Genomic DNA, 25738 nt, shown 5'->3' on the forward strand with positions numbered 1-25738 from the left:
AGGCGCTTCATGACTTAAGCGAGACGTTTTTCCAGATATTGACCAATCATCAGTTGTTCGCCTGCGCGTGAAATGATGGTCTGTCGGGTGCGGTATTTGTCGCCCACCAGTTTGAGTTCTTCTTCAAACACAGAGCCTTTGTACTCTGTTCTCAGACAAAGCGTATCTGGATTCGTGAAGTAAAATCCAGCCGTAATCGGCTTAGACGTGGCAAAACCGCGATCGCGATACAACACCGAGCCAATCACCCCAAACAGGGTCGAGCCTTTGGACTCTACACGTCCTGAAGCGCTATTTTCGCTTTCCCAACTCACCGCCGCGCCGCACGTCATCGCGGTTTCATCGGTCAGTCCATGCAGGCGGGCAAGTTCTATCAGTTCAAGATCGCCCTGTTCTAAAAAACGGATCGTCAGCAAGCTATTAATTTCTTTGACTTCGCCAGCGGGCAACGTGTAATATCGTCGCTCCGATCGCCATTGCCCCTGAGATTGTCGGAAAAAAGCTGAAATCAACTGATCATCAGCCTGAGAAGAGAGTAGTAGCTCCACAGTCACAAAAACTGCTCCTTTGTGAAATGAACAACACGGTATCAGCCAAGAATCTAGACCATTTTTGTGGAATTTAGACAATACCATTTCACAAATATTAATATAATTGGGATTGCCTTATAGAAAAACAAACCAAAGACAGAAGATTGAATCTGTCATCATAGTCACAGAGCCATTTCGATTGAACATTGATGCAAGTTTTAGAAGTTGACCAGTTACAGAAAACCTACCGCAGCGGAGGCAAGACAGTCGAAGCGGTACGAAATGTATCTTTTGGAATCGAAAGCCATGAAGTGCTGGCATTTTTGGGAGCAAATGGTGCGGGCAAAACTACAACAATCAAGATGATTGCTGGGTTAGTTTTGCCCGATCGAGGACAAGTCAAAATTGCAGGACGGAATCCCCACCAGCAGTCGATCGCGCTAAAGTCAGTCGGAGCCGTACTCGAAGGCAATCGCAATGTCTATTGGCGCTTAACTCCTGAAGAAAATCTGGAATATTTTGGAGTGCTGCGCGGATTAAGCGGCTATGTGGCACGACAACGGGCGAAAGTTTTGCTCGAGCGATTTGAACTGATGCATAAGCGATCGACGATCGTGCAAAATCTCTCACGCGGTATGCAGCAAAAATTAGCAATCGCAGTTGCGCTAATTCATGAGCCACAATTACTTCTTCTCGACGAACCAACATTAGGACTCGATATTGAAGCAACTCAAACTGTAAAACGATTGGTCAGAGAAATCGCTGGAGAGGGTCGAGCCATTCTCCTCACTACACACCAGCTAGACATTGCAGAAGAATTATCCAATCGAGTTGCAATTATTAAGCAGGGTGAAATTGTCGCTCAAGAACGCACAGAAACTTTGATTCAAAAGTTTTCTGGCGACTCGTATCGAATTGAATTAGAGCAGGAATTAGACCCTGATTGCAGAAGTAAATTAGCCGCGATCGATGCCGTGATTGAAGGAAAAACGATTTATATCCGGCAAATCGACTTGCTGTATCAAGGCTTAGAGATTTTAAAACCAAGCGCGATCGTGCGAATCGAAAAAGATCAAGCCAACCTCGCAGATGTGTTCTTGAAATTGGTAAAGAAATAAATGCTGGAATTATTTGTTGCACAACTCAAATGGAGTTGGATTCAGTACAAGCGCTATGCTCATGAAGTTCTAGGCGGAGTCATCGCACTCAGTATTACCTTCTACGGGCTTTTCCTCAGTGTTGGATACATTGCAGGATCAGGATTTCGATTCGGAGATCGCTTAGATGCTGTAATTGTCGGCTATACCTTGTGGTCGCTGGTCATTTTCATCATGAATGGTATCAATGCAACGTTACAGCGCGAAGCCCAAGTCGGAACCTTAGAGCAGCTATTCATCTCGCCGTTCAATATCACGAAGATCCTGTTGCTCAGAGCAGTTTCAGATCTGTTACTTCAATGCGGTGTCATTACGATCGTCCTTTTCATCATCATGGCACTCACGGGACGATGGCTATCATTCTCAGCAGCGTTGATTCTGCCATTAATCACTGTGATTCTCGGTGCATGTGGATTAGCATTTGCGATCGGAAGTTTGGCACTGATTTTCAAAACAGTTCAGCAGATTGCAGGCATTTTCAATTTCTCATTGCTCTTCGTGTTGACAATTCCTACTGAAACTTGGGCAGGAGCGCAAAAGATTTTAGGCTATTTGATTCCGATGACCACAGGTGCAGGTTTGATGCGGGATATGATGGCGCGGCAAGCAGGATTGAATTGGGGAACTTTCGCGATCGCTTTGATCAATGGACTCATTTATTTTGTGATTGGTATTACTCTCTTTCGCTGGTCAGAACGCGAAACCAAACGCCGCGGCAGACTTAGTGGGTATTAACCAACTTAAAGATTTTGCACTATTAATTTCATTAGTTCAAACATCAGGATTGGTTAACAGAATAATAGGTGGTGCATCAGTTTTGATTGCACTTCTTTAGAAACCACGAATCAGCAGCGCATTCTCACCACCCATTCGAGAACCAGGAGCAATACCCATAATTCCAGTTCTTGTTTCCGGGATACAATTGTCATATCTTCAAGGCGATGAAGCAAAGATGGATAAGCTTGCAGAATCTGAGCAGCAATTACTAGAAAAAATTCGCCAACTTCCCCAAGAGAAACTGGTTGAAGTCGAGGACTTCGTTGATTTTCTGATGCAACGCGCTCAGAAAGTATTACAGCGCTCAGTTTGGGATCAAGAAATTACTGCAATGGCAGATGACCCAGACATTCAGACCGAGCTTGCTGCAATCAATACAGAATTTGCAGTGACCGAAATGGATGGTCTTGCAGATTCATGAGTATCCAGCGAGGGCAAATTTATTTTGTCGATCTCAATCCCGTAAAAGGAAGAGAGCAATCGGGTAAGCGTCCTGTTCTCGTTTTATCGATCAATGCGATTAATCAGGCAAATCTTGTTGCGACAGTCGTAGTTGGAACAAAAGGAGAAAATGTTCGCCGTGATTATCCAACAAATGTTCGTGTTTCCTCAGCAGAAAGCGGACTTCCTCTAGAAACAGTTTTTCTTTGCTTTCAAATGAGATCGATTGATCCAACCCGATTCCCGCCTGAATCATCTGGACAACTCTCTACCGAAAAAATGCAGCAAATTGAAGCTACAGTTCGATATTGTCTAGGTTTATAGAATTTCCAGGCATCTATTATATTTCCTTCCCAAGCAAGATCTAAGACTGCCAAAGCTTAGCTTTCTTTTTTTGCCAATTTCGCTTTTGCCTGCTGCCAGAACTGTTCTAATTCATCCAGCGAATACTCTGATAAAGGTCGATCGACGACCCCTTCCATCTGCACCAAGCGCTGAATAAATCGATCGTTTGTCCCCTGAAGGGCGGCATCTGGATCGAGATTCGCCCATCGCGCCAAATTAATCACGGTAAACAACAGATCGCCCAGTTCTGCCTGCTGATTTTCTTTACTCTCATACTGGAGCGCGTGTTGAAATTCTGCTAATTCTTCTTGAAACTTTTCCCAAACGCCATCCATCGATTCCCATTCAAATCCAGCCTTCGCCGCCTTCTTAGAAATCTTCATGCCAGCGACTAAAGGTGGCAGAGATCGCGCATATTTTCTCAACTGATCGCTTAACTTTGTCTCGCTGAGAGCTTCTGTTGCTTTAATTTTCTCCCAATTTTGATGCACCTCATCCACACTCTCGACTGCTAAATTGTCAAACACATGCGGATGACGACGAATCAGTTTTTCGGTAATGTTTCTTGCCACGATCGCTAAATCAAACTGCTGTTGATCTTGTGCGACTTGCGCCTGGAGAACGACTTGCAGTAAGAGATCACCCAGTTCATCTGCGATTGCAGCTTCATCTCCACTCCGCAACGCATCGACCACTTCATACGCCTCTTCAATCACATACGGAATCAAGGATTGCGGCGTTTGTGCCAAATCCCAGGGACATCCGCCTTCTGGATTTCGTAATTGGGCAACGACTTCGATCAGCTTTTGCAAGGCTTCTAGCGTTTCAGACATTGAAGAATTCATAGGGCTTCCCAGATTTTTCACTCAATCACTTTAGCGCTTTCGTCGCTTGTTCCAGCGTTTGATCCGAGACCCAATCCAATCACTCAAACTGTGACTCATTGCCCCCAGTTCTAATCCAATCCCTAACGCGAGACATTCGATCGGGGCGCGTTGAATAAAACTCACACTCTGCTGCATCACAGTGCTCATCGAAACCTGAACTGTATTTTGCCAATTGGGAATCGCCCCAAAGAACTGTTGTACGATCGCACTCAAAACAATTCCGACGCTCACAAATAAGACAATCCAAACGCTGAGATACAGAATTCGCCCAATTGTCCCAACAATTGCCCCATGTGAAATCAGCGATCGATGACGCAATCCCCGCCGATAAGGCAACCAAATCCATCTCAGAATGCCCCAACGTTTATACTGCTGCGAGTAAATATCCAAATCTGGGCCAAACATCAACCCTGCAAAGAGAAATCCCCCGGAAACGAGCAGCGTCAGATTGCCGCTTTGAGTTAATCCGAACGTGATTCCTGCCACGATCGGTAAGCTCCATAAAGTAATGCTGTCATGTGTCCGACCAGAAGGCATCGCAAATCAAAAAAGAAATCTGGATAAAATCGTAATAGATTTTGAATTATCTGTTATATTAATTAAGCACGCAACGCGCGGGCGATTAGCTCAGTTGGTAGAGCGCCTCCCTTACAAGGAGGATGTCGGGGGTTCGAGCCCCTCATCGCCCATCATGTTTGAAGGTTGTAAGATTCACCGTCTCCAAAGATAACCAAGATAAAGGAAGCGATTGGTTTTGGAGAAGTTGGGGCGTGTGTTAATAAAAATCGATTCCCACTAAAACTCGCTTACAACTGGTCATTATTTCCTGTTAAAATAAAATAGTGCCAAAATATTATCCGTTCCTATAGGCTCATTTAAGAAATTGGGAAGATTTTTGGATTGATTAGGTGGCTACAGTGCCTACCTACATGATATTGAGACAAAAACCATAGTAAAGGGAATAGAATCCCAAACCGGGGAGAGCAAGGCGTTGCCTTGTGATATGACTTGCATCTGTGCACATAGGTCAGCAACGATTTTTTCTGCCAACTCATTCTGTGTGCTGTCAATTCAGGCAATTCTGAGTGAGATCCTCATGCAAAAGCAGCAAGACTCAAAGTAGGAATCGAATTTCGCGATATTACTTCTATCCCTTCAGCCATCTAATGGAAAGTGGCGCTCGGTCTCCCCTGCTTCGAGCAGGCTCAAAAAAGTCTCACTAATAATCTTTTGCTCTTCCTCTGTAAAATCCGTTTTGAGGCGAGCTTCAATCTCATCTTCGCTGAGGTTTTCATTGATCAGAGTTTGAAAGCGTTCCAGAATATCAGCAACAAGATCGCTAGAATCGTTTTCTATATTCATAGGTCATTCATTCAATAGAGGATAGGTCATATCGATCAGTCTCTCTTAAAGGTGAGCCTCAATCGGTTGCAATTCATCAAAATTAACTGCGATCGTAGCGCCAGGTTTCATCCCAGTAGAGAAACGATTTAGGCAGATGAGTACTCAAGCAGTTCTAATGTTGTTAACAACCCAACAGTGTCAAATGATTCCTCCTGACCAAGAGGATGTCAGGGATTCGAGTCCCTCATCGCCCATCTTCAGAAGATTGACATTTTCAATTTAGGCTGAGAACCTGAACTCTTGCAGGTAAAACCTGCTGTAAAAACTCAGGAGCGATAGAGCTATGAAAAATCAATGGGACGATACCATTGCTCAGACATTTGCCAGCGATCCATTAGCGATGCGGGTCTACACCTCGCAACTCCTGGGACGAGAACCGGACTTGGTGCTGCACGGAGGAGGCAACACTTCTGTTAAAGTCACGGTTCCCAATTTCTTTGGTGATCTAGAAGAAGTTCTCTACGTCAAAGGCAGCGGTTGGGATCTAGCCACCATTGAATCAGCGGGATTTGCTCCTGTTCGATTAGAGGTATTAAAGCGATTAGCCGAGCGATCGCACCTGAGCGATTCCGAAATGGTGACCCAGCAGCGAGCGGCAATGCTCAATCCCCACGCTCCAACTCCTTCAGTCGAAGCGATCTTACATGCCATTATCCCGTTCGCTTATGTCGATCACACCCATGCTGATGCAGTTGTGACGATCACAAACAGCCCAAACGGAGAAGCCCGAATTCGAGAATTGTACGGCGATCGTATCTTGGTCATTCCCTACGTCATGCCAGGTTTTATCCTAGCCCGCAAAATTTGGGAAATCACTCATAACCTCAACTGGGACAATTATGACGGCATGATCCTAATGCATCACGGCATCTTTACCTTTGCCGATAAAGCCCGCGATGCTTACGATCAGATGATTCATCTCGTCACCCAAGCTGAGACGTACCTCACCGCTCAAGGCGTGAGCACACCCGCTACAGCCCCCACTACAGATCCGAATTGGATCACGCTAGCCACGATCCGCAAAACCATTTCTCAAGTCCAGGGCAAACCAATGCTCGCACAGTTCAATCAAACTGTAGAAGCAGTCGGCTTCTCCAAACTGGCGAATGTAAGCGCGATCGCCACGAGAGGCCCGATCACGCCCGATCACGTGATCCGCACCAAACCTATTCCAGTGATCCTGGGAACAGACCCGGAAACCGACATTCACACCTATGCCGAACAATATCGGAATTACTTCGATCGTCATACCAATGGGTCTTTGACATGTCTCGATCCCGCACCACGTTGGGCAGTCTGGAGTGGTTATGGAACGCTCACATTTGACCGCAGTATCAAAGCAGCTCAAATCACGACTGACATTGTAGACCACACCATTCGAGCCATTCAGGCAGGCGAAACTTTGGGAGGGTGGACAGCCTTACCCGAAAACGATCTATTCGACATGGAGTACTGGGAATTAGAACAAGCCAAACTGGGAAAAGCAAAAGCTGAACCTGAATTTCAGGGAAAAATTGCGCTTGTCACTGGAGCAGCCAGCGGCATTGGTCGCGCCTGTGCAGAACATCTGCGATCGCTAGGCGCAGTCGTAATCGGACTCGATCTGAACCCTGCGATCGTTGAACAAATGAACAAACCAGATTTTGTCGGGATTCAAGGCGATGTGACTGAACCGCATATCTTGAATCATGCAGTTACAGAAGCAGTTCGTCGCTTTGGTGGACTCGATATCTTGGTCTCCAACGCAGGCATCTTCCCAAGCAGTCAACTGATTGAGGATCTCTCTGCCGATATCTGGAAACAAAGCTTAGCGGTCAATCTCACCAGCCATCAGCAACTTTTACAAGCCTGCATTCCGATTCTCAAACAGGGTATTGATCCTGCGATCGTGATCATCGCAACTCGCAATGTCCTTGCCCCTGGACCCGGAGCCGCCGCCTATTCCGTTGCCAAAGCTGGACTAACTCAACTCGCTCGAATCGCGGCTTTAGAACTCGCTCCCTTTGGAATTCGAGTCAATATGGTGCATCCTGACTGCGTATACGATACAAGCATTTGGAGCGAAGAAGTCCTGTCAAGTCGAGCTGCCCGTTATGGACTCACTGTAGACGCTTATAAAACTCGCAATCTCCTAAAAACTGAAATCACCTCGCACGAGGTCGCCATCATGGTTGCAGCAATGGCGGGTAAAACCTTTGCCAAAACGACAGGAGCACAAGTGCCACTGGATGGGGGAAGCGATCGCGTCATTTAGAGAAATCGTTCAGCAGTTTCAGAACATTCTCCAAACTTTGCTTACCGTAACCTTCACAAAATATAGATGTCCGTTTCATGAAATAAAGTCAGCAAACTTCTATCGTAAAGTTCATTCCTTTCCCCACTCCCGAAAGACTTCTATTAATATGTTCTTTTCACCCCAAATTCAAGGATAAAAGCCAGTGAGTCCAGAAACCCTTGTAAAATCCTCCCCCTTCTCCAGCGCAGAATTCGACGAATACGTCATGTCTACTTACGCCCGCTTTCCCCTAACCCTTGTGCGTGGGTCAGGCTGCCGAGTTTGGGACGACCAAGGACGAGAATATCTGGATTTCGTCGCTGGAATTGCCACCTGCACTCTCGGTCACGCTCATCCCGCGATGATTGCAGCCGTCACCGAACAAGCTCAAACTCTTGTCCATATTTCCAATCTCTATTACAACACCCCTCAAGGTGACCTCGCCAAATGGCTCGTTGAGCATTCATGTGCTGATCGCGCTTTCTTCTGTAATTCCGGCGCTGAAGCCAACGAAGCTGCCATCAAACTTGCCCGCAAATACGCTCACACAGTCCGTAACATTACTCATCCCATCATCATCACCGCGAACGCGAGTTTCCACGGGCGCACCCTTGCTACCATTACCGCCACTGGACAGCCCAAATATCAACAAAACTTTGATCCCCTAGTCCCTGGGTTTCATTACGTTCCCTACAATGACGTTGAAGCGCTAAAGAGCGCGATCGCGAATCTCGATCGCAACGAACCTCAAGTCGCAGCAATTATGCTCGAAGGTTTACAAGGTGAAGGAGGAGTTCGTCCTGGCGATCGCGCCTATTTCCAAACCGTTCGCCAACTCTGCGACGAAAAAGGCATTCTCCTAATCATGGACGAAGTCCAAGTCGGCATGGGTCGCAGCGGTAAACTTTGGGGTTACGAAAATCTCGATATCGAACCTGACATTTTCACATCTGCGAAAGGTCTGGGTGGCGGAGTTCCCATTGGTGCAATGCTCTGCAAATCTCATTGCAATGTCTTCAGCGCAGGAGATCACGCCAGCACGTTTGGCGGTAATCCCTTTGCCTGTGCTGTTGCTCTTGCTGTCTGCCACACACTCGAACGCGAAAATCTTCTGGCAAACGTCCAAGCTCGTGGCGAACAACTCCGTTCAGGACTTATCCAACTCGCCCAAAAATTTCCTCATTTAATCTCCGACGTTCGCGGCTGGGGACTCATTGACGGTCTAGAACTCAGTTCCGACAGCACTTTCACTGCAGCCGACATCGTCAAAATCGCCATCGAGGAAGGCGTTCTTCTCGTCCCCGCAGGCCCAAAAGTCTTGCGATTCGTCCCGCCGCTTATCGTCACTTCTGAAGAAATCGATCGCGCGATCGCGGCGGTCGATCGTGCCCTCACGACTCTAAACTAATCTCACTTTTGCCAAAAGCCCTCAATTGCATATAATAGAAGGCTGTGAGAAATCCTAATCTAGAATCAATCGGAGACCAAACTATGGCACGTCGATGTCAACTGACTGGCAAGAAAGCCAACAACGCAATGGCAGTATCCCACTCCCACCGTCGCACGAAAAAATTACAAGAAGCAAACCTGCAAGTCAAAAGAATTTGGTGGGAAAGTGGGAAACGCTGGGTCAAACTACGTCTTTCAACTAAGGCAATCAAAACTCTGGAGCACAAGAGCCTAGACGCTTTTGCCAAAGAAGCTGGAATCGATCTCAGCCGCCTGTAATTCATCTGCCAAAACCCGATAGACTAATTCGCAATCGTCAATTCTTGTAAGACAAAAATTGACCCTCCGATCGCTGATTTTAGGTGTTCTTGCGGTAATGTCTATACTTTGTAAACTGGAGTTGAGCAACGAATAGCTCAACTCCAGTTTTATTTTTCATCCACTAATTCTTCAATCCCTGGTAGTCATCCTCAATGAAATGGGTAACATACCTGCATCCACTTCCCTCGCTTTCTTCTTCAACCCAGAATTCGGGACAATCTCCGCAATCTACCTAGGGCTTATCTGAGTTTTTCCGTAGCTTATCGGAACTGTCTCAACTTCGTTCGATTTGAGCGCGTGTCTTCTCGGTTGACTCTGCTTTCAATTATGAAGACAGTAGAGAAAGCTCCACCAAAGTATAGAGTTTTGACAAAGTTACAAAGCTCTGACTTGACTATTCCACGGGCAAATATTGGACGATATCTAAACTAGTAGGTTTCGTCGATTTAGCATTAGTTGCCCCTGTGAATGCTCATCTGCGATCGTGAATTCCCCTTCCGATCGAGTACCGCACGATCGTCACTTTTTTCTGCCAACTCAGCAGCTATGTCAAATCACAAACTTAATCTCCAGGGTTTCTTTCACCGTCTTGGAAGTCTCTACCGCAAGATTACAAAGACCTTTGTTAATCGCCTTCTCCGCTATGTTTTGCTATATCAACGGCGAGGCAATCTCTCAACAGCAGGCTTCATCTTGCCAACAACAGTTCTGTTGATTTTGGTCGTAGCGCTCACTGTCGGAGCACTGACGTTCCGTGCCTATAATCGCAATGTCCAAGTGATTGGAGAAGCACAACAACGCGTTATCTATAACGCTGCAACTCCAGCAATTGATCGCGCTCGCTCCAAACTGGAGTTCCTCTTTGACTCTACAAAAGATACTCGACTTCCCAGCGGTGTGCCTGCACAAACCGTTTTAGAAGCAATGCTGCTTAACAATGGGAAAGACCGCGATAGCAGAGACTTTAGCACTCTTCGGATAGCAGACAAAGACGGTAAACCAACCATTGATCCTTATACCTTTCCCGATGAGCGTCGCATCTTTAAAGATGGCAAAGCTCAAAACGTTTGGGCTTTTCAAACAGACACTGATGGTGATGGGAAGATTGATAGTTCTAAAGACTCTACTACAATCTATTCAATCATTCTAAACACTCCTCCTGCACAAACAGTTGGCACAGGAAGAACTAGCACAATTGAGACGATTGCAACTCGCTTATTGAAAATGAGCGATGCTGACAAAGCGAAAGATATGTACGTTCGGCAAGCTCCACTCAGAGCCGATGGAGCGCTAGGATGCAGCATTAGTTCTGCAAACACATCCGCATCAGGGCCAGACGGATGGTTTGACGACAAAGTCAGTAGTGCAATTCTGCGTAAAAACTTCCAAGTTGATGCTCTAGTCATTCCTGGCAACTCAAAAGATACCAAGGCGACTTTGGAATTTGTTCAAGATCGCCAAATCGATCGCGGCAACAAATGGGGAGCTTGGTTCCGTCACGATTTGGAGATTTACCCGGGCGCTACATTTAATTGGAACGGTGCGATGCACACCGAAGGCAGTTTAATCGTTGGGAATAAGAACTTTACAGCCTACTTGATTAGCGCGCCTGCATCCTGTTTATACTATCCTGATTCATCGGAAATTACAGTCACAAACGTAGTTCCAGAATCTGGAGAAACGAATCGAGATTTACTGGGTCTAGTTGCTGCTGGAGTCGTGAAAGATGGGACTAACCAAGGAACTGACGATAGCGCTGTCATCCACCTCCACACTGATACACCAACTAATAGGGCAACCTGGGCGACACTCAACAAAGATACAGCCTCAAGTCAAGCATCAAATCCAATTGATATTACAATTGACCCTGAGGTTGTGCTAACAGAAGATGGATATACGAATGTTGCTCCCCCTACAGGCGTAACCAAAAATGTTCGTAATAATCGAAGCGAGCCATACCTGAATCTTAAAAATAAGGATCTCCCGGCCTTTGGTTTTACTACCGATTCGCCTCCAAAAAAGGTTGATCAGCGTATATATGCTAGTTCTCAACCTGCTCCCTATGTAGACGATTTATATCGTGCTGACGATCGCTGGGGTCCCAAGCCAAAGTATGCAAAAGAAACCGTCCCGTCTGGAGATTTTGGGAAGCCCATCCCATCAAATAAATCAGCACTGCTCAAGAATGAACCAGATGCCGCTGACAAAGATGCAGCCAATGTAGGTCTAGATGGCTATTGGGAGCGTCGGGCACGCTCAGTAGGGATGCGAATTATCGTCGGGCAACGTCTGGAACTTGGTAATTTGTTTACTTGGTATGCTCCAGACGACAAAGATAAAAATGGCTATGTTGGCAATCCTGGTGGTACTTCTGGCAAATTTATCGACCAGAATGTATACGAGCATGAAGGCGATCCCCTTTATCCAGCAACAGTTAAACCATATCCTGCGACATCAACTGGGCGGCTTTCTCACATTGACTTACACCGTCGCACTTTGAGAGATAATCTCTCTTCTGTTCAAAGCACAGCGATTTATCATTCTGCATCTGATGAGAATGGGAAAGACTACCCAGTCGCATGTCTTGCAACAACATCTCATCCTGGTACGCTGCTGACTCTCCGCCAGTCGCTCATCTTTAAACCTTTTGGATTTAAAGGTACAGATGAAACAACTGATGGCTCTCTCCTGACCAATTTCTTTACAGGTATGGGCACAAACGGTTGGGAATTTGATACTCCAGGCGGAAGTGCTAGTGGATTTAAAGCAGCGATCGAGAATACAGATAGTCCTCTACGCAAAGCACTAGACAACCTCGCAAATTTTGCAGGAGACTACAATCCAAACGAAAAAGATTCCAGCGGCAATCCCAAAACTGGAGCATTTCCACCAACACCGAATGACACAATCATTCACCCCTATCCAAAATTATCAATGTGGGGGGATTTCTCAAGTTTGAAACGAGCGCTAGCTGATGTTGGAACTAAGGGATATGACGGTTTAAGCATCGCAGATAAAACTTATTTGCAAACAGCAGCTTGTACGATCGGGATGTTGGCTTACAACATTAATGAAATTCAGAAATTTGATCCCAGCAATCCGTCAAATGATAGATCGCTTTCTGGATCCACGAGAAGGGTGATGGCAGTATTGGCAGATGATCTACGGCTGCTCATGGATGGAGAAATAGCCCGTAATAATCCAGAAGTTCTTCCTAAAGAACGCCTGAGAACTTACGACTATTCAGCAGCCACGAACACCGCTAAACTCGAACAATATCGTCTTAAGGACTATCAATCAGTTCCTCCAGAAGCTTTTATTGGTGCTTTGCGAGCATATCTACTGTCTTCAAGCGGGAAAAATCTTGCGCCTGATAGCCAACAATTCATGGACGAGATGCGTATGGCAGAAATGATTATGCTGAATCATCAAATCCGCCGCGATCGTACTTTTGGATTCCAAGAATCGCCAATATTTGGGGAGTACGCTGTCATTACTCCAGGTTTCGCGGCAGATCCAGATGCGACTAGCAATAAATTCCAACGTTTGCCCGCTGCTTGCGACCCTGATCAATTTACACTTAACGGTGATGACCTAGTTCTAAGCATTGACAGAACTTCGTCCTCACTCCAGCAGAAAGCTTCAACTGTTCTAGCCGCAGGCAGGCTGAGTTCTGCTCCATCTACCGATTTTCCTACTTATGCTCGTTCAACCGACGACCTTACACGAACTCGTTTTTCTCAATATCGGCTAGCTCTGTCACGACTTTGTGGAACAATTAGCGACAGTGGGAATACCGTTCTACCCAAATTTCCATCACTTTACTATCTCTTCCCAGAAGTGACTCATGATCACGATGGAGAAACAACTACAGGATACAACCACGCGCAACCTCTTCGAGAACCTTACATTGGAAATGGAGAAGCTTCTCCAGCGCAGGATCAGTATATTGCAAGCATGAAATCTCAGTTCAAGCGCATCAGCGATACGAAAGCTCTGGGAAGAGCAGGTCATCCAAGTGTCTCTTTCCCAGCAACGCCATCTGATAGTCTCCTCAGTCGGAGACCTAGCACACAGCAAGTTTTTCCGATTGAAGATTACTCTGTTGCAGATGTCGCGCTAACACCTAGAGCATTAGACAAGTGGAAACTTCCCTATCTTCCGCCCAGTAGTGTTCGTTCTCTGGAAGCTTCTCCTAATAGTAATACTCGAGCGAATTACTCAACGAACCTAGTTCTAATTCCCAAAGCAGGTAATGTGAATGAGTTAGATACAATTGCAGTTCCATTCCTTGATCGTGCCTTTTTCGATGGTCGTCAGTTAATGCTAGCTCGAACTCTAGATATCGATTTGGGAATGCTTCGGAGCACAAGAGTTGGTTCAAAGAATAATACTTGGCTACCACTCAGCGGCATCGTTTACGCTTTCCGTGAGGATGCAGTTCGAGAAGATGCTATCTCTCGACCATCATGCACAGGGACAGACTGCAAAATGAATTTACGCGATCCTGCAAACCCTGTTGATCCACCTATCAAGAGCAATGGAAAGTCTATCAAAACGATTGATGAATATCCTGATCCTGATCGTCGTGTCCACGGCTTCCGCTTACGGAATGGTGTGCAGCTTATGCGAAACCGCAGTTTTGAAGGAGTCATTGTGGATGCAGTAGATAACAATCGTGGTCTATCTCTGTTTACAGATCAACCTACTTACATTGAAGGAGACTTTAACCTCCATCAAGATGGAGCAGACGATACGCTGGGTACAAGATTAGAAGAGTTTGACGTACCATTACCCAATAGTGCGACGTACAACCCGAACCAGTTCTACTCTACTCGCGCTAAGCGCGATTCCCGATTCGCAGCTCCCAATAGTGATCGCTGGCGACCCACAGAGATTTTGGCAGATAGTATTTCGTTTTTATCAGAAAACTTCTGCGATGGTACGATCTCCGATATGTTTGTACAGTTCATTCCAAACAGCATCAGAAACTCAGGCTTTACAGGGTCTTCCTATCCAGTTCCTGATTTTGATAGCGCTAGCTTTAGTCAGATGAGTTCAGATCGCTCGTACTATCATCAACCTAACAGAGGATTATTCGATCCCGGTTGTCAAAGCGCAAGATTTACCTCTTTCCATAATCAGAATCGTCCTTCAGCCAATCTAGGTAGAAAGATAGACGGAACTCGTGACAGTGGATGGGACTGGGTACGAGAAAACTCGCGATACAATGCAACCGCCCCTCGTCGAAGCAGTTCAAACAACTATAGCGATGGTAACTGGGTCGATTTTGCAGCTCCAGTCAAGATTTCGCGAGCTGGTCAACCTCTTGTAGCTCGTCCTAGAGACACCACTGGTGCACCAAGAGATCCGAAAGACTCTTCACTTCCAGAGCTAACCCCAGTACAAAACTCAACTCCGAAACGTGATGAACTGCTGCCGCCTGTTCCGTACAACGTCGCGTTTTCTAATCCATATTTCAGATATGGCACTGATAGCTCCGGTAGAGAACTCATTCCAGCAGCGGCATCTCGCATCAATTCGATTATTGTCAGTGGAATTAATCCTTCTCGTCTAAAGCAAGGCTATGGGGGTTTGCAGAACTTCCCACGATTCCTTGAGAGTTGGGATAAGACAGCCCTAAATTTTGCAGGCTCTTTCATTCAGCTCCAGTATACGAACTATGCCACTGCCCCCTTTGAACTCGAAAATCTAGAGCCGTCAGATACGACTAATGTGGATAGAGAGAACATAGCTTACTATGTCCCTCCCAACCGTTTTTGGGGCTATGATGTAGGTCTTCAATTCAGCGCTGCGGGACCAGCAGCATCTCGCTTCATAAGCCCAAGCAGTAGTCGCAGTGAGTTTTACGTTGAGCCACCTGCAAATGATCCCTACATTACATCTCTTTGCGATGCAGCAAAAACGGCTTTTAGCCTTTCAACGAACTGTCCTAAATAATGAGGAGAGACCAAAATGCTGCAGAATTACCAGCTGATCAAGCACTGCTCATTCAGTTCCGTACAGCTAAGGCAAATGCTAAGGTTGTATCGAAAAAATCTACAGCACTCAAATGCTGAGCAAGGCTTGACTCTCATTGAAGGATTACTTGCAATTGTAATTATTTCAATTACGGTTGTTAGCATCTCACCTCCTATTTTTTGGGCAGTTGCAACGCGTGTTCAAACTCAGCGTGCAGAGCAAGCTCTAAAGGTTGCTCAAGGAGAGGTTGATCGAGTCCGCGTCCTAGTGGAGAGGAATGAAGTGAAAATTGCTCAATTTAATCTACTTCCTCCCTACTCAGCAGGTGCAACAGAATCAGATGTAAGAAAGCGAACTTCGAGTAATTTTCCTGCTGCACCTAATACAGAAGCATCAGGCAAAAAAGTTATCTCGACCCGTGATTGTGGTACTGGAACGAGCGGCAATGATGACATAACTTCAAATGGATCTACTTGGAACGGCACTCCATCTCGTTCAATCAATGCTTTCATCCGAGTAGATACCAACGGCGACTGTATTGCAGATTATCTGATGCAGACTTTTCGTAGCCAAGGTCTAGATCAGCAGGGAAATCAGTTCCAGGGTAGAAGCACTCAAAATCTTGCTGCATTTGTCATGGGAGTTCGCGTATACGCTGCTGTGGCAGAGCCAGCATTACTTGCTGGAAGAGGCAAAACTGAGCCTGCTGCGTTGCGAGCAACGAACGGATTGGGGAATCAACTAGATCGCCCCTTAGCAGTCTTATACTCAACAGTCGTTCGGAGTACTGAAGGCAGTCATTTGGAACTCTATCAAAAACTGTGTCAACCAGCAGACGGTCAACTCACTGGCATTTGCTAGAAATTGTCAACCCTGGGTAGATAAACTATGTCTAGAGGATTCTTTCAACAGCACACCTGGCTACGTTTTTTCTATCGCCAAACTCAACGCAGTGGGTTTACATTGCTAGAGCTGCTCGTTGCGATGGTGATTGGAGGCATAATTTCGGCTGGTCTGCTTGTTCTGGTCGTTCAATTAATTCAGGCTAACTCACGAGAAGCTGCCCGAAGCGATACCCAGAGAGATTTGCAGGCAGCTATTGATTACATTGCACGAGATGTACGAGAAGCAGTTTATGTATATGACGGTAACTGCCTTCTTGAGCGCCCTACAGGCAGTACTTTAGAGTGTCCTGGATTAGGGAGGTATTTACCCGAGAATATTTCTGAAAACGCTAGTAATACTCCGGTATTGGCATTTTGGCGAGTTGATGCATTACCTCAAATATTGAGAGATCGCTGCAAAAATAATGCAGATAGATTTGCTAATCCACGAGATCTTCCAGCAGAGGTTCGGGGAGTTCCCTGTCTGTCAGGGCGAATGTATAGTCTTGTTGTTTATTCTCTAAATTCGGAACAGACAACAGGTGCAGTCGGTCGTGCTAGGATTAGGCGCTATGAGTTACCGCAGTTTACTGCTCAAGGTGGTGCTCAAATTCCTCCTCAGATCAACACGGGATGGGTCGATCCGGTTAGCAAAGAAACGAATTTCTTTAGCTGGCCACTCAATATATCCACATTAACGGCATCTTCACCTTTGTCTCTACAGGCTAGTAGACCTGGTAGAACGACAAGTAATTTTGTTCTCACAGATTTTGTCGATCGAATTGGATTGTATGACGGAGCAGGCAACAAGGCGCAGCCCCCAATTCTGAATGGATATGAAGTAACTCCAAGGCGAGAAAGTTCGGCAAGTAACGAACCGCCCCGTGGTTTTTACGTCTATGTAAAAGGAACTGAGAATAAAGGCGCACTCAACCAGGAGGTGGTCATTCGGATTCAAGGTGATGCTGCTGGGAGACCAGGTGTTGCTGGGGTAAATCTAGCTCGTCCCGTTATCCCCATCTCTTTGGAAACTCGTGTGCTGACTCGTGGTGTAACGGATAAAGCAGCAGAATAGTTCGCTCACTAAATCAATGGTGATTAAAGGTATGAAAAGGCGAAGAGTATTGAATTCACGATCGAGTACAGATGGATTTACATTGATTGAGATTTTAGTGGTCGTCATCATCACTGGCATATTGTTTGCGATCGCTGCACCCAATTGGGTCGCCTTTGTTAACCAACAGCGTGTCAGCGCCGCTCGAACTCAGGTTTCCCAAGCAATTCGGAACGCTCAATCTAAAGCGAGTCGTACAAAAGTGGCTCAAGCAATCGTGTTTGAGAATCGAATTGGGCAATCACTTAGATATGCTATTGTTCCTATCTCCGACACTAACGCTCCGGTGGTCGATCGTACAAAAATTACGACATGGGAAAATATAGGAGATGCTTCTGCACTCAGGCTTTCAGTGGCGCAAGGCGATTTTGCTTCTCCACCTCCATTAATATTTAATATCTATGGCAGTGTTATCACTACTAATCTGCCAACGGCAGCGCTAGATCAACCACTCTATACAGTGACAATTGGGACAACTCGCAGCGCGAATCCAAGACGCTGTGTTAGAGTCACAACTTTGCTAGGTGCAACTGAAGAAGCATCAGACAGTGCGTGCCCGCCTAATAGAACATCGTGACCATCAATATTAAATAAATTTAAGGGCAATTATTTATGATGACTAGCCTAAATTTAGCTGTATTTCAAGATTTTAAGAATTAAATTGCTTTCATGAAGAGTAGGAATAAGATTTCTAGGCATGGTTTTACATTGCTTGAAGCAGTTATAGTCCTAGTGATTGCTGGTATTCTAGCTGTAATTGGAGCGCCAGCTTTGCTGGCATGGCTGAGCAATCAACAGTTAACCTCAGCACAAAGCCAGGTGGAAAGCGTTTTTCGGCAAGCACAGAGTACAGCCAAACAGAAGCATATTGATTACCAAATAAGTTTTAAGCGACAAGACTATCCGGTTGAATGGGCGATACATCCGGCGAATTCCAGTCCTATGGCACAAACTTGGCAGACTCTTAATCATGGTGTCAAGCTCTCGCTTGCGGATGCAGACACCACATTGATCAAAGATAGCAATGTCTACAAGATGGTCTTCAATCATCGTGGCGAGTTGTCAGCAGCGAATGGGCGACTCGGTGGACGTGTAACACTGTTGCCTATATCTGGTGGCTCACGCAAACGGTGCGTATTTGTTTCTAACTTACTTGGGACGACTCGGTTAGGAGAGAATCGTCCCAATCGGCAAGGAAACCCTTGTGAATGAGCTGTTTATCAGGAGCTTAGGGTTCGTGATTTTTGGCGATCGAGTTTAAGAATCAGTGTAGATAGGGGTGGGAGACAGAGATCGATTGAATAAGGGTGATTATGATAAGCCCATTCGTCTGACCATTTACCGCCTAGATTCCCCATATTGCTACCTCCAAAATCACGAGCATCGGTATTTAAGAGTTCAGTATAGAATCCCGCTTCAGGCACACCGACTCGATAGTGGCTGTGAGGTTGAGGGGTAAAGTTACAGACAGCAACAATGAAATCGCCTGAATCTTTATCTCGGCGAATGAAAGATATAACACTATGACGGTTGTCACTACAGTCAATCCACTCAAAGCCTGCTTCAGAAAAGTCCTGGACATAGAGAGAGGGTTCAGATCGGTAGAGAGAGTTGAGAATAGTAAAGAAATGCTTGAGTTTGCGATGAGGTTCGTATTGGAGGAGATGCCAGTCTAGATCACCCCATACGTTCCACTCGTTCCATTGAGCAAATTCCATACTCATGAATAGAGTCTTTTTACCAGGGTGAGCGAACATATATCCATAGAGACAGCGAAGGTTAGCAAATTTTTGCCATTCGTCTCCAGGCATTTTGCCGATCATATTGCTTTTGCCATGAACGACTTCATCATGGGAAAGCGCCAGCATGAAGTTCTCGCTGTGGTGGTACCAAATACTGAACGTTAGATTGTTTTGATGGAATTGGCGAAACCAGGGATCCATGTGGAAATAGTCCAACATGTCATGCATCCAGCCCATATTCCATTTAAGATTGAACCCTAGCCCGCCGACGTAGGTTGGCCAGGAAACCATGGGCCAGGATGTAGATTCTTCAGCGATCGATAATGCACCCGGGAAGTAGCTGAAGAGAAGATGATTCATCTGACGCAGGAAGTCCGCTGCTTCGATATTCTCGCGTCCACCGTATTGGTTTGCAACCCATTCTCCATCTTTGCGGCAGTAGTCGAGGTAGAGCATTGATGCAACGGCATCAACTCGCACTCCGTCAATGTGATATTTGTCGAACCAGAAGAGTGCATTGGCAACCAGATAGTTGCGAACTTCGTTACGACCGTAATTGAAGACGAGTGTGCCCCATTCTTTATGTTCACCTTTGCGGGGGTCGGCATGCTCGTAGAGATGAGTTCCGTCAAAGAAGGCAAGCCCATGTCCATCTTTGGGAAAGTGACCAGGAACCCAATCAACGATTACACCAATGCCGTTAAGATGACACTGATCAACAAAATACATGAAATCTTGGGGGGTTCCGTAGCGGGAGGTGCAGGCATAGTGTCCGACAACCTGATAACCCCAAGAGCCATCAAAGGGATGTTCGGCGATAGGTAGAAGTTCGATGTGGGTGAAGCCAAGTTCTTTGACGTAAGGAATGAGTTTGTCAGCAAGTTCGCGATAAGTCAGGAAACGTGCCCCAGGCTTGAGGTCGGTCACGATGACAGGGGGAGAGGGTTCGCCATTCGGTAAAAGAGCAGGTTCGGCAGAGGAGGCATGGAGCCAAGAGCCGAGATGCACTTCGTAGACGGAGATTGGGTTGGTTAAGGGGTCAGTGTGGCGACGTTTTTCGAGCCAGTCTTCGTCGTGCCAGGTGTAGTCATCGAGATCAGTGACAATCGAGGCAGTTTTGGGACGGACTTCTTGTTGGAAACCGTGGGGATCGGATTTTTCGTAGATGTGACCGTTTTGGTTTTTGATCTCGTACTTGTAGTGAGCGCCAACAGTCAGTTCGGGAATGAAGAGTTCCCATACTCCCGTGGAGCCACGGCGCATTTGATGTTGTCGTCCGTCCCAGTTGTTGAAGTCGCCGAGAACAGAGACGTTGCGGGCATTAGGTGCCCAGACAGCAAAGTAGACTCCAGCGATCCCATTTTGGGTCGTCAGGTGTGCACCGAGTTTTTCGTAGATGCGGTGGTGATTGCCTTCGGTGAAGAGGTGAAGGTCGAAGTCAGTCAGGAAGGGGGAGCGGAAGGCATAAGGGTCCTGGATGACGCGATCGCGATCTCCGGATTTGAGGCGAAGTTGATAGTTGGCGAGTTCGGGCACGTCGATCGTGCATTCAAAAAAATGCGGATGATGCAGCGATTGCATCGGGTACTCGGTACGAGATTCGGGCAGGATGACTGAGACAGAATCGGCACTCGGTTGGTAGGCTCTCACGACCCAGACGGTTTTGCCATCTTGCTCGATTGCATGGGGACCAAGCACCTCAAATGGGTCATGATGCTGGTTCCATACAATCCGCTCTACCTGGTCTGGTGCGATCGTCATCGACATAAAGCTACCTGCCTCAAATTAAAATTGTGTATAGCCGTGAGAAATCTGTACTTTGAAACTCTATATGTAAAGATTCTGTAATAAACGGTAGCAAATCATCGTAAAACCCACAATTCTTTTGTCACAAGCTTCCTCTGAATCATAGACAGAATTGGCGCATTTGCGGTGATTTCTAAAAATAACTCCTAACTTGCGAGTTGAAGTTAGGAGTTATTTTCTAATCAGGATCAGTTTAGAGATGGCTGAGATCAGGCGCTACCGGTGAAGGTAACTTCTGGGAATTTCGATTGGGCTTCCGCCATGGGGCGGTTTTTGCCTTCTTCTTGCCAATAGTTGATCACTTCGGTTGCTTTATTCAGCAATTCAACGCGATCGACTTCTGAGATCCAGTGCTTTTTCTCTAATTCAGTCTTGAGTTGTTCCCATGCGTCGTTCCTGGGCCAGAAGAAATAAGAGGTGAGCGGGCTAGTGCCTTTTCCAACCACTTGATCGACTGCCAGCGCAACGTTTTCGTCGAGCCACAGAACTTTTAGAATAAACTTTGTCAAATCCGACCTCCAGCGCAGTCCCAAGCGTAAATTACTACGATCAGCTATTCTACCGTACTGTTTTGATAGATGATAAGAAATCTCTTGAGAAGAATTCTGGGGGATGAAGACTGTGGTGGCTGTGGTATTCGATATTGATGGGGTTGTGCGAGATGTCAGCGGGTCGTATCGGCGAGCATTGGCGGATACGGTGGAACATTTTACCGATGGGGCATTTCGTCCATCGTCGCAGGAGATTGATGCGCTGAAGGGCGAGGGGGTTTGGAATAATGATTGGGAAGCGTCACAAGAGTTGATTTTCCGGCATTTTGAGGCGCAAGGGCTGGCGCGCGAGCAATCGACATTAGCGTATTCGACGATCGTGCAATTTTTTCAGTCTCGGTATCGAGGTACAGATCCGGTGAACTGGAATGGATACATTTGTGGGGAGCCTTTGTTGCTAGAAGCCGCTTATTTGGAGTCGTTGACGAAGGCAGGGATCGCTTGGGGTTTTTTTAGTGGAGCAACTCAGGGATCGGCTCGGTATGTGCTTGAGCAGCGATTGGAGTTGGTAGAGCCTGTATTGATTTCGATGGAGGATGCACCCGGCAAGCCAGATCCGACGGGGTTGTTTTTGACCCTAGAACGACTGGATTGTGGTGAGTGCCCGGTGATTTATGTCGGGGATACGGTGGCGGATATGTACACGATCTCGCAGGCGAGGGAAAGAGATCATGCGCGATCGTGGTTTGCCGTGGGCGTTTTGCCGCCACATGTGCAGGAGACGGAGACACGAAAGAATGATTATCGCGAGACATTGAGGCAGGCAGGAGCGCACATCGTTTTGGATAACGTTCAGGATTTGAAACCGGAAGTTGTAGGGGAGTTAGTTGGTGAAGTGTGAACGCACTCTGACAATGTGCAGTCCACTCGCTGATGCAGAACAGCTAGGCAGTCTTATGCCGCTCTTTGAACAATTTCAGGGGCGGCGAGAGAAGAAATAGCCATCGAGAATTAGCGGGTGGTTCCAACCTGATTGAACGTTGGAGCTTTGAAAGGTTCGCCTCTCATCCAGAGAACACCAATGTTGAGAATGAGGGCAGAGAAGACGATCGCGAATGCCACCTTAAAATAAGTCGGGGGGGCATCGGATTCTTCTATATCTTCTTCGAGTTCGGGAACCGAATTTCTTTCTGTTAATGGATCTGCCTCGAATGGAGTGGGAGAAGCTTCAACGTCAACAGGAATTGAAAGCAGCCAACTGCGTGCAGCTTTTGCACCAGAGAAAGTGGAAGATTCTGAGCCAATCAGTTGTTGAATGAATTGCTTTAAGGGGTCGTGGGGGATGTCTTGCCAACGTGGATCGTTTAGCGGATTCCAAGCTTCTGGGAGATCAAGTTCTCCGAGCAACAGTTGAGCCGCAATTTTACCCAGATCTTGCAAATCCTTTTGTTTTTTGATTTTGAAGGCGGGTTGGCTTTGAGGTTGAGTCGTATGCCAAATTGCCGCTTCCCACAGTTGTAAATCCTGTAGATACACTTGAAACTGCGAGATTTGAGTATTCTGAATCGCGGGATCAATCGCAATCAGAATGCTATCTAAGTTTAAATTGCCGTGAGCGATGCCTTTCTGTACCTCATCACTGTCTTCCAGATAAAGAGGCAGACTATGTAGAAACCAGAGGCTTTGTAAAACTTGAGAGAGGAAATGGTGAACGACTTTCGGCGGGAGATAGTCTTGTGTTTCTAGATAACTTCGCAACGATCGCGGTCGATATTGGGGCGATTTCAGAACTAAATAGCAACGATGATCTTTTGAAGACGCAATACTTTCTTGAGGAACCAATAGTCGAAAGTCTTGAACGCCCCCACAGTGAAAGTCGATCGCTTCTAGCTGTTCAAGTTGTAATTCGATTTGCTGAATGTCGGAAATCGTCCACCAGAAGGAGTAGTACTCTTTGATAATGACTGGAGTTTGTGTCTGTAAATCTTTACCTGCATAAGTTCGCACGCCAGGACGAGTTTGAAGTTGATGCTGAATAGCATATTGTCCTTCTCTACCACTCAGCATCTTTCCCTCAAGCGAGGTGGAACCATTCTCGATCTGCTCGGTTTGAGATTGGACGGGAGCGGATCGAGAATGGTTGAGGTTATCGTTGCTCATAACAAGTGGGATCTATATGACGAAACTGCTTGGAGACGGGTCATCGGAATTCAGGTGCGGAATGTCAATCCCTAGCATGGTTCCTGATGGTATGGCTATTTATTGTAAACAGAATTAGCGATCGTATTTCCGGGTGTTATGCCATGTTCTTGAGACAGATTCACTTGATTTTGGTAGGAATAGAGTTAAACCGCATTGCTTCTGATTCGACGTTGAGCACGGAGGAAATCACGTGGTGAAAAGACAACCTTCTCAGCGCCATCGTCTGCTAAAGCAAGCTTTGAGTTTCACGATCGCGCCTGAAACAACTTCTGAAGCACCCTATCAACTTCAACCGGGAAAATCTGTCGTTTTTAAGATCCAAGTCACGAATCAATCTGCGAGTGCAGATCTGATTTTCTTAAAATGTTCGGAACTTCCGACGAATTGGTTCACGATCGAGTATCTAAGCCAAGCGACTGAGGATGCCCCTGGAATTATTCAACTGACTGAGAAGCTGGCGCTGAATCCTCAAGCCAATGGAGAGATTCACTTCACATTGCATCCACCCGCTGATGCAGCCATTGGAAATTACTTTCCGACCTTACAACTCATCTCAATGGGTGCGCCGGATCTGGTCATGTTGGATGTGATTTATATTCAGTTGTTACCGGATACGCATCTCGATATTCGGTTGACTCCTGAAAGTCGAACCATTCCGAACCAATCTGCCATCTTCGATTTTATGGTTCGGAATCGAGGCAATGTGACTCGAACTTTGAGACTTGAAGTAAAAGATTCACGCAACCTATTTCGAGTTGAAACGGATTTAGTAGACAACGTTTTGAAACTTGCACCAGGTCAAGAGAAGACGATCAGATTAAAAGCTTTTCCTCATCATTCATGGCAGCGTCCACTCCGAGGAAAGCCAGTGCGATCGCTTGTTGGAGTGACTTTAATTCCAGTGGATGGGTTAGCCGATGCAGGTTCTCGCTATTTGACTCAATCCAAGCTAGTTTGGCTCCCGCAACCAAAATGGGTGCTCGCTCTCTTGACATTGATGGGAGCAGGAACTGCTCTGTTTGCCTTAGGTGTGTTGTATCGATTTAATCGTCCCGCGTTCGCAGCACCAGAAATCTTGAGTTTCAATGCGACCGGGCAAAGTGATACCGTGCGATTAAATTGGAAGTTGAACAATCCTGAAAGGCTTGGTAGAGTTGTCATTTCCCAGTTAAATGAAGGGGCAGAAGTTCAGACGGTTCGCTATGATTTCTCAACTTCGATTCCGCAAGAGTTGAAAGTCAAAGCTGACTCGAAGCAGGGATGTCGCACTGCTGCTGCGAAAAATAATTCTTCTGCATTGTGGCAGTTGCCATTGCCCAATTTGCCGTGGTTTGCGTCTCTCCAGCAAGTTCCTACTCCAACGACGATTACTTGTCAGAATATCCCCTTTGTCTCAAGTCAGGCGGGAACTTTGAGATATAAGCTGAAGCTGTTCTCAAAATCAGCAGCCGATGCTCAAGTGCCGATCGCAGAATATACAACCAATGCGATCGCAATTAAGCCAGGAAGTAATGAGCCTCAGTTTGAACCGAGCTTTCCCTCTACACAGCCTGCACAAATTTCGCTGGCATTTTCGATCAATGGCGTACCTGCCACCAGTCAACCTACACATAGTTTTTCAGTGCGAGAAGGAGAATCGGCACAGATTGTTGTGTCTTGGGCAGTTCAAGGTAGCACCGATGTCCAGCTTTTGCCAGGTTCGGGAAATGTTGAGCCGAATGGTTCTACCTCCTATACGCTACGTGCAGGAGAAAGTAAAACTGGGAGTTCGCGTATACGCTGCTGTGGCAGAGCCAGCATTACTTGCTGGAAGAGGCAAAACTGAGCCTGCTGCGTTGCGAGCAACGAACGGATTGGGGAATCAACTAGATCGCCCCTTAGCAGTCTTATACTCAACAGTCGTTCGGAGTACTGAAGGCAGTCATTTGGAA

At 46.4% G+C, this 25738-nt stretch carries 21 protein-coding genes and 1 tRNA gene; 15 read left to right on the forward strand and 7 right to left on the reverse strand.

The annotated features are described in order from the left end of the window. Positions 1–14 precede the first annotated feature (14 nt). The gene (locus tag ACMUEV_RS24635; protein ID WP_190647209.1) at positions 15–554 is read right to left on the reverse strand and encodes a phycobiliprotein lyase; all 540 of its coding nucleotides are present in this window, start codon (positions 552–554) and stop codon (positions 15–17) included. A gap of 185 nt (positions 555–739) precedes the next feature. Between ACMUEV_RS24635 and ACMUEV_RS24640 the strand changes: the two genes are divergently transcribed. The 4 genes from ACMUEV_RS24640 (at position 740) to ACMUEV_RS24655 (ending at position 3229) form a co-directional block, all read left to right on the forward strand. Further along, positions 740–1648: an ABC transporter ATP-binding protein gene (locus ACMUEV_RS24640; protein ID WP_190647207.1), complete on the forward strand. Its 909-nt coding sequence runs from the start codon at positions 740–742 to the stop codon at positions 1646–1648. After that, a complete protein-coding gene (locus ACMUEV_RS24645) occupies positions 1649–2422 on the forward strand; it encodes an ABC transporter permease (protein ID WP_190647205.1) in 774 nt (257 codons plus the stop codon). A gap of 217 nt (positions 2423–2639) precedes the next feature. Next, entirely contained in the window at positions 2640–2885 is a 246-nt protein-coding gene (locus ACMUEV_RS24650) for a DUF2281 domain-containing protein (protein ID WP_017286443.1), read from the forward strand. Next, positions 2882–3229 (forward strand): type II toxin-antitoxin system PemK/MazF family toxin, encoded by a 348-nt coding sequence (locus ACMUEV_RS24655; protein ID WP_017286442.1) that lies wholly within the window; start codon positions 2882–2884, stop codon positions 3227–3229. Before ACMUEV_RS24650 ends, ACMUEV_RS24655 begins: the two co-directional genes overlap by 4 nt. 56 nt (positions 3230–3285) lie before the next feature. Here ACMUEV_RS24655 and mazG read toward each other — a convergent pair whose 3' ends face one another. Together mazG and ACMUEV_RS24665 are read right to left on the reverse strand one after the other, a co-directional pair. Next, entirely contained in the window at positions 3286–4095 is an 810-nt protein-coding gene (mazG, locus tag ACMUEV_RS24660) for a nucleoside triphosphate pyrophosphohydrolase (protein ID WP_242044202.1), read from the reverse strand. Positions 4096–4125: 30 nt separating this feature from the next. Further along, a complete protein-coding gene (locus ACMUEV_RS24665; protein ID WP_190647203.1) occupies positions 4126–4674 on the reverse strand; it encodes a metal-binding protein in 549 nt (182 codons plus the stop codon). A gap of 79 nt (positions 4675–4753) precedes the next feature. Between ACMUEV_RS24665 and ACMUEV_RS24670 the strand changes: the two genes are divergently transcribed. Beyond that, positions 4754–4826 (forward strand) — tRNA-Val (locus ACMUEV_RS24670). 466 nt (positions 4827–5292) lie between these two features. Here ACMUEV_RS24670 and ACMUEV_RS24675 read toward each other — a convergent pair. Further along, on the reverse strand, positions 5293–5499 hold the full coding sequence (locus ACMUEV_RS24675) for a hypothetical protein (RefSeq protein WP_017286439.1): 207 nt from the start codon (positions 5497–5499) through the stop codon (positions 5293–5295). Between the two features lie 325 nt (positions 5500–5824). Here ACMUEV_RS24675 and ACMUEV_RS24680 point away from each other — a divergent pair, with 325 nt between their 5' ends. The 8 genes from ACMUEV_RS24680 (at position 5825) to ACMUEV_RS24715 (ending at position 18778) form a co-directional block, all read left to right on the forward strand. Beyond that, the gene (locus tag ACMUEV_RS24680; RefSeq protein WP_190647200.1) at positions 5825–7795 is read left to right on the forward strand and encodes a bifunctional aldolase/short-chain dehydrogenase; all 1971 of its coding nucleotides are present in this window, start codon (positions 5825–5827) and stop codon (positions 7793–7795) included. A gap of 247 nt (positions 7796–8042) precedes the next feature. Then, on the forward strand, positions 8043–9224 hold the full coding sequence (locus tag ACMUEV_RS24685; RefSeq protein WP_199329187.1) for an aspartate aminotransferase family protein: 1182 nt from the start codon (positions 8043–8045) through the stop codon (positions 9222–9224). An 83-nt stretch (positions 9225–9307) separates the two neighbouring features. Then, positions 9308–9544: a 50S ribosomal protein L28 gene (gene rpmB / locus ACMUEV_RS24690; RefSeq protein ID WP_017286436.1), complete on the forward strand. Its 237-nt coding sequence runs from the start codon at positions 9308–9310 to the stop codon at positions 9542–9544. A gap of 588 nt (positions 9545–10132) precedes the next feature. Continuing rightward, positions 10133–15547 (forward strand): hormogonium polysaccharide biosynthesis protein HpsA, encoded by a 5415-nt coding sequence (hpsA, locus tag ACMUEV_RS24695; protein ID WP_190647197.1) that lies wholly within the window; start codon positions 10133–10135, stop codon positions 15545–15547. A gap of 126 nt (positions 15548–15673) precedes the next feature. Then, positions 15674–16429 carry a type II secretion system protein gene (locus ACMUEV_RS24700; RefSeq protein ID WP_348251401.1) on the forward strand — a complete coding sequence of 252 codons (756 nt, stop codon included), beginning with the start codon at positions 15674–15676 and terminating at the stop codon, positions 16427–16429. Positions 16430–16456: 27 nt separating this feature from the next. Continuing rightward, positions 16457–17527 (forward strand): PilW family protein, encoded by a 1071-nt coding sequence (locus ACMUEV_RS24705; protein WP_190647193.1) that lies wholly within the window; start codon positions 16457–16459, stop codon positions 17525–17527. 31 nt (positions 17528–17558) lie between these two features. Beyond that, entirely contained in the window at positions 17559–18143 is a 585-nt protein-coding gene (locus ACMUEV_RS24710; protein WP_172410472.1) for a prepilin-type N-terminal cleavage/methylation domain-containing protein, read from the forward strand. A gap of 92 nt (positions 18144–18235) precedes the next feature. After that, positions 18236–18778, forward strand: coding sequence for a type II secretion system protein (locus ACMUEV_RS24715; protein WP_348251400.1), 543 nt, complete (start codon positions 18236–18238; stop codon positions 18776–18778). An 8-nt stretch (positions 18779–18786) separates the two neighbouring features. Here the strand turns inward: ACMUEV_RS24715 and glgB are convergent, their stop codons facing one another. Together glgB and ACMUEV_RS24725 are read right to left on the reverse strand one after the other, a co-directional pair. Continuing rightward, positions 18787–21075 carry a 1,4-alpha-glucan branching enzyme gene (gene glgB, locus ACMUEV_RS24720; protein ID WP_190647189.1) on the reverse strand — a complete coding sequence of 763 codons (2289 nt, stop codon included), beginning with the start codon at positions 21073–21075 and terminating at the stop codon, positions 18787–18789. A 248-nt stretch (positions 21076–21323) separates the two neighbouring features. Then, on the reverse strand, positions 21324–21671 hold the full coding sequence (locus ACMUEV_RS24725) for a 30S ribosomal protein PSRP-3 (RefSeq protein WP_071596143.1): 348 nt from the start codon (positions 21669–21671) through the stop codon (positions 21324–21326). Positions 21672–21726: 55 nt separating this feature from the next. On the opposite strand from ACMUEV_RS24725, the gene ACMUEV_RS24730 reads away from it, so the two are divergent. Continuing rightward, complete coding sequence (locus ACMUEV_RS24730; protein ID WP_190647187.1) at positions 21727–22506, forward strand: TIGR01548 family HAD-type hydrolase; 780 nt, start codon at positions 21727–21729, stop codon at positions 22504–22506. A gap of 110 nt (positions 22507–22616) precedes the next feature. Here the strand turns inward: ACMUEV_RS24730 and ACMUEV_RS24735 are convergent, their stop codons facing one another. Next, positions 22617–23672 (reverse strand): hypothetical protein, encoded by a 1056-nt coding sequence (locus tag ACMUEV_RS24735; protein ID WP_190647185.1) that lies wholly within the window; start codon positions 23670–23672, stop codon positions 22617–22619. A 328-nt stretch (positions 23673–24000) separates the two neighbouring features. On the opposite strand from ACMUEV_RS24735, the gene ACMUEV_RS24740 reads away from it, so the two are divergent. Then, positions 24001–25632, forward strand: a complete 1632-nt coding sequence (locus tag ACMUEV_RS24740; protein ID WP_415354689.1) for a hypothetical protein — start codon at positions 24001–24003, stop codon at positions 25630–25632. Positions 25633–25738: the final 106 nt, after the last annotated feature.

The organism is Leptolyngbya sp. FACHB-1624 (assembly GCF_047649235.1).
Classification (GTDB): Bacteria; Cyanobacteriota; Cyanobacteriia; order Leptolyngbyales; family Leptolyngbyaceae; genus Leptolyngbya; species Leptolyngbya boryana.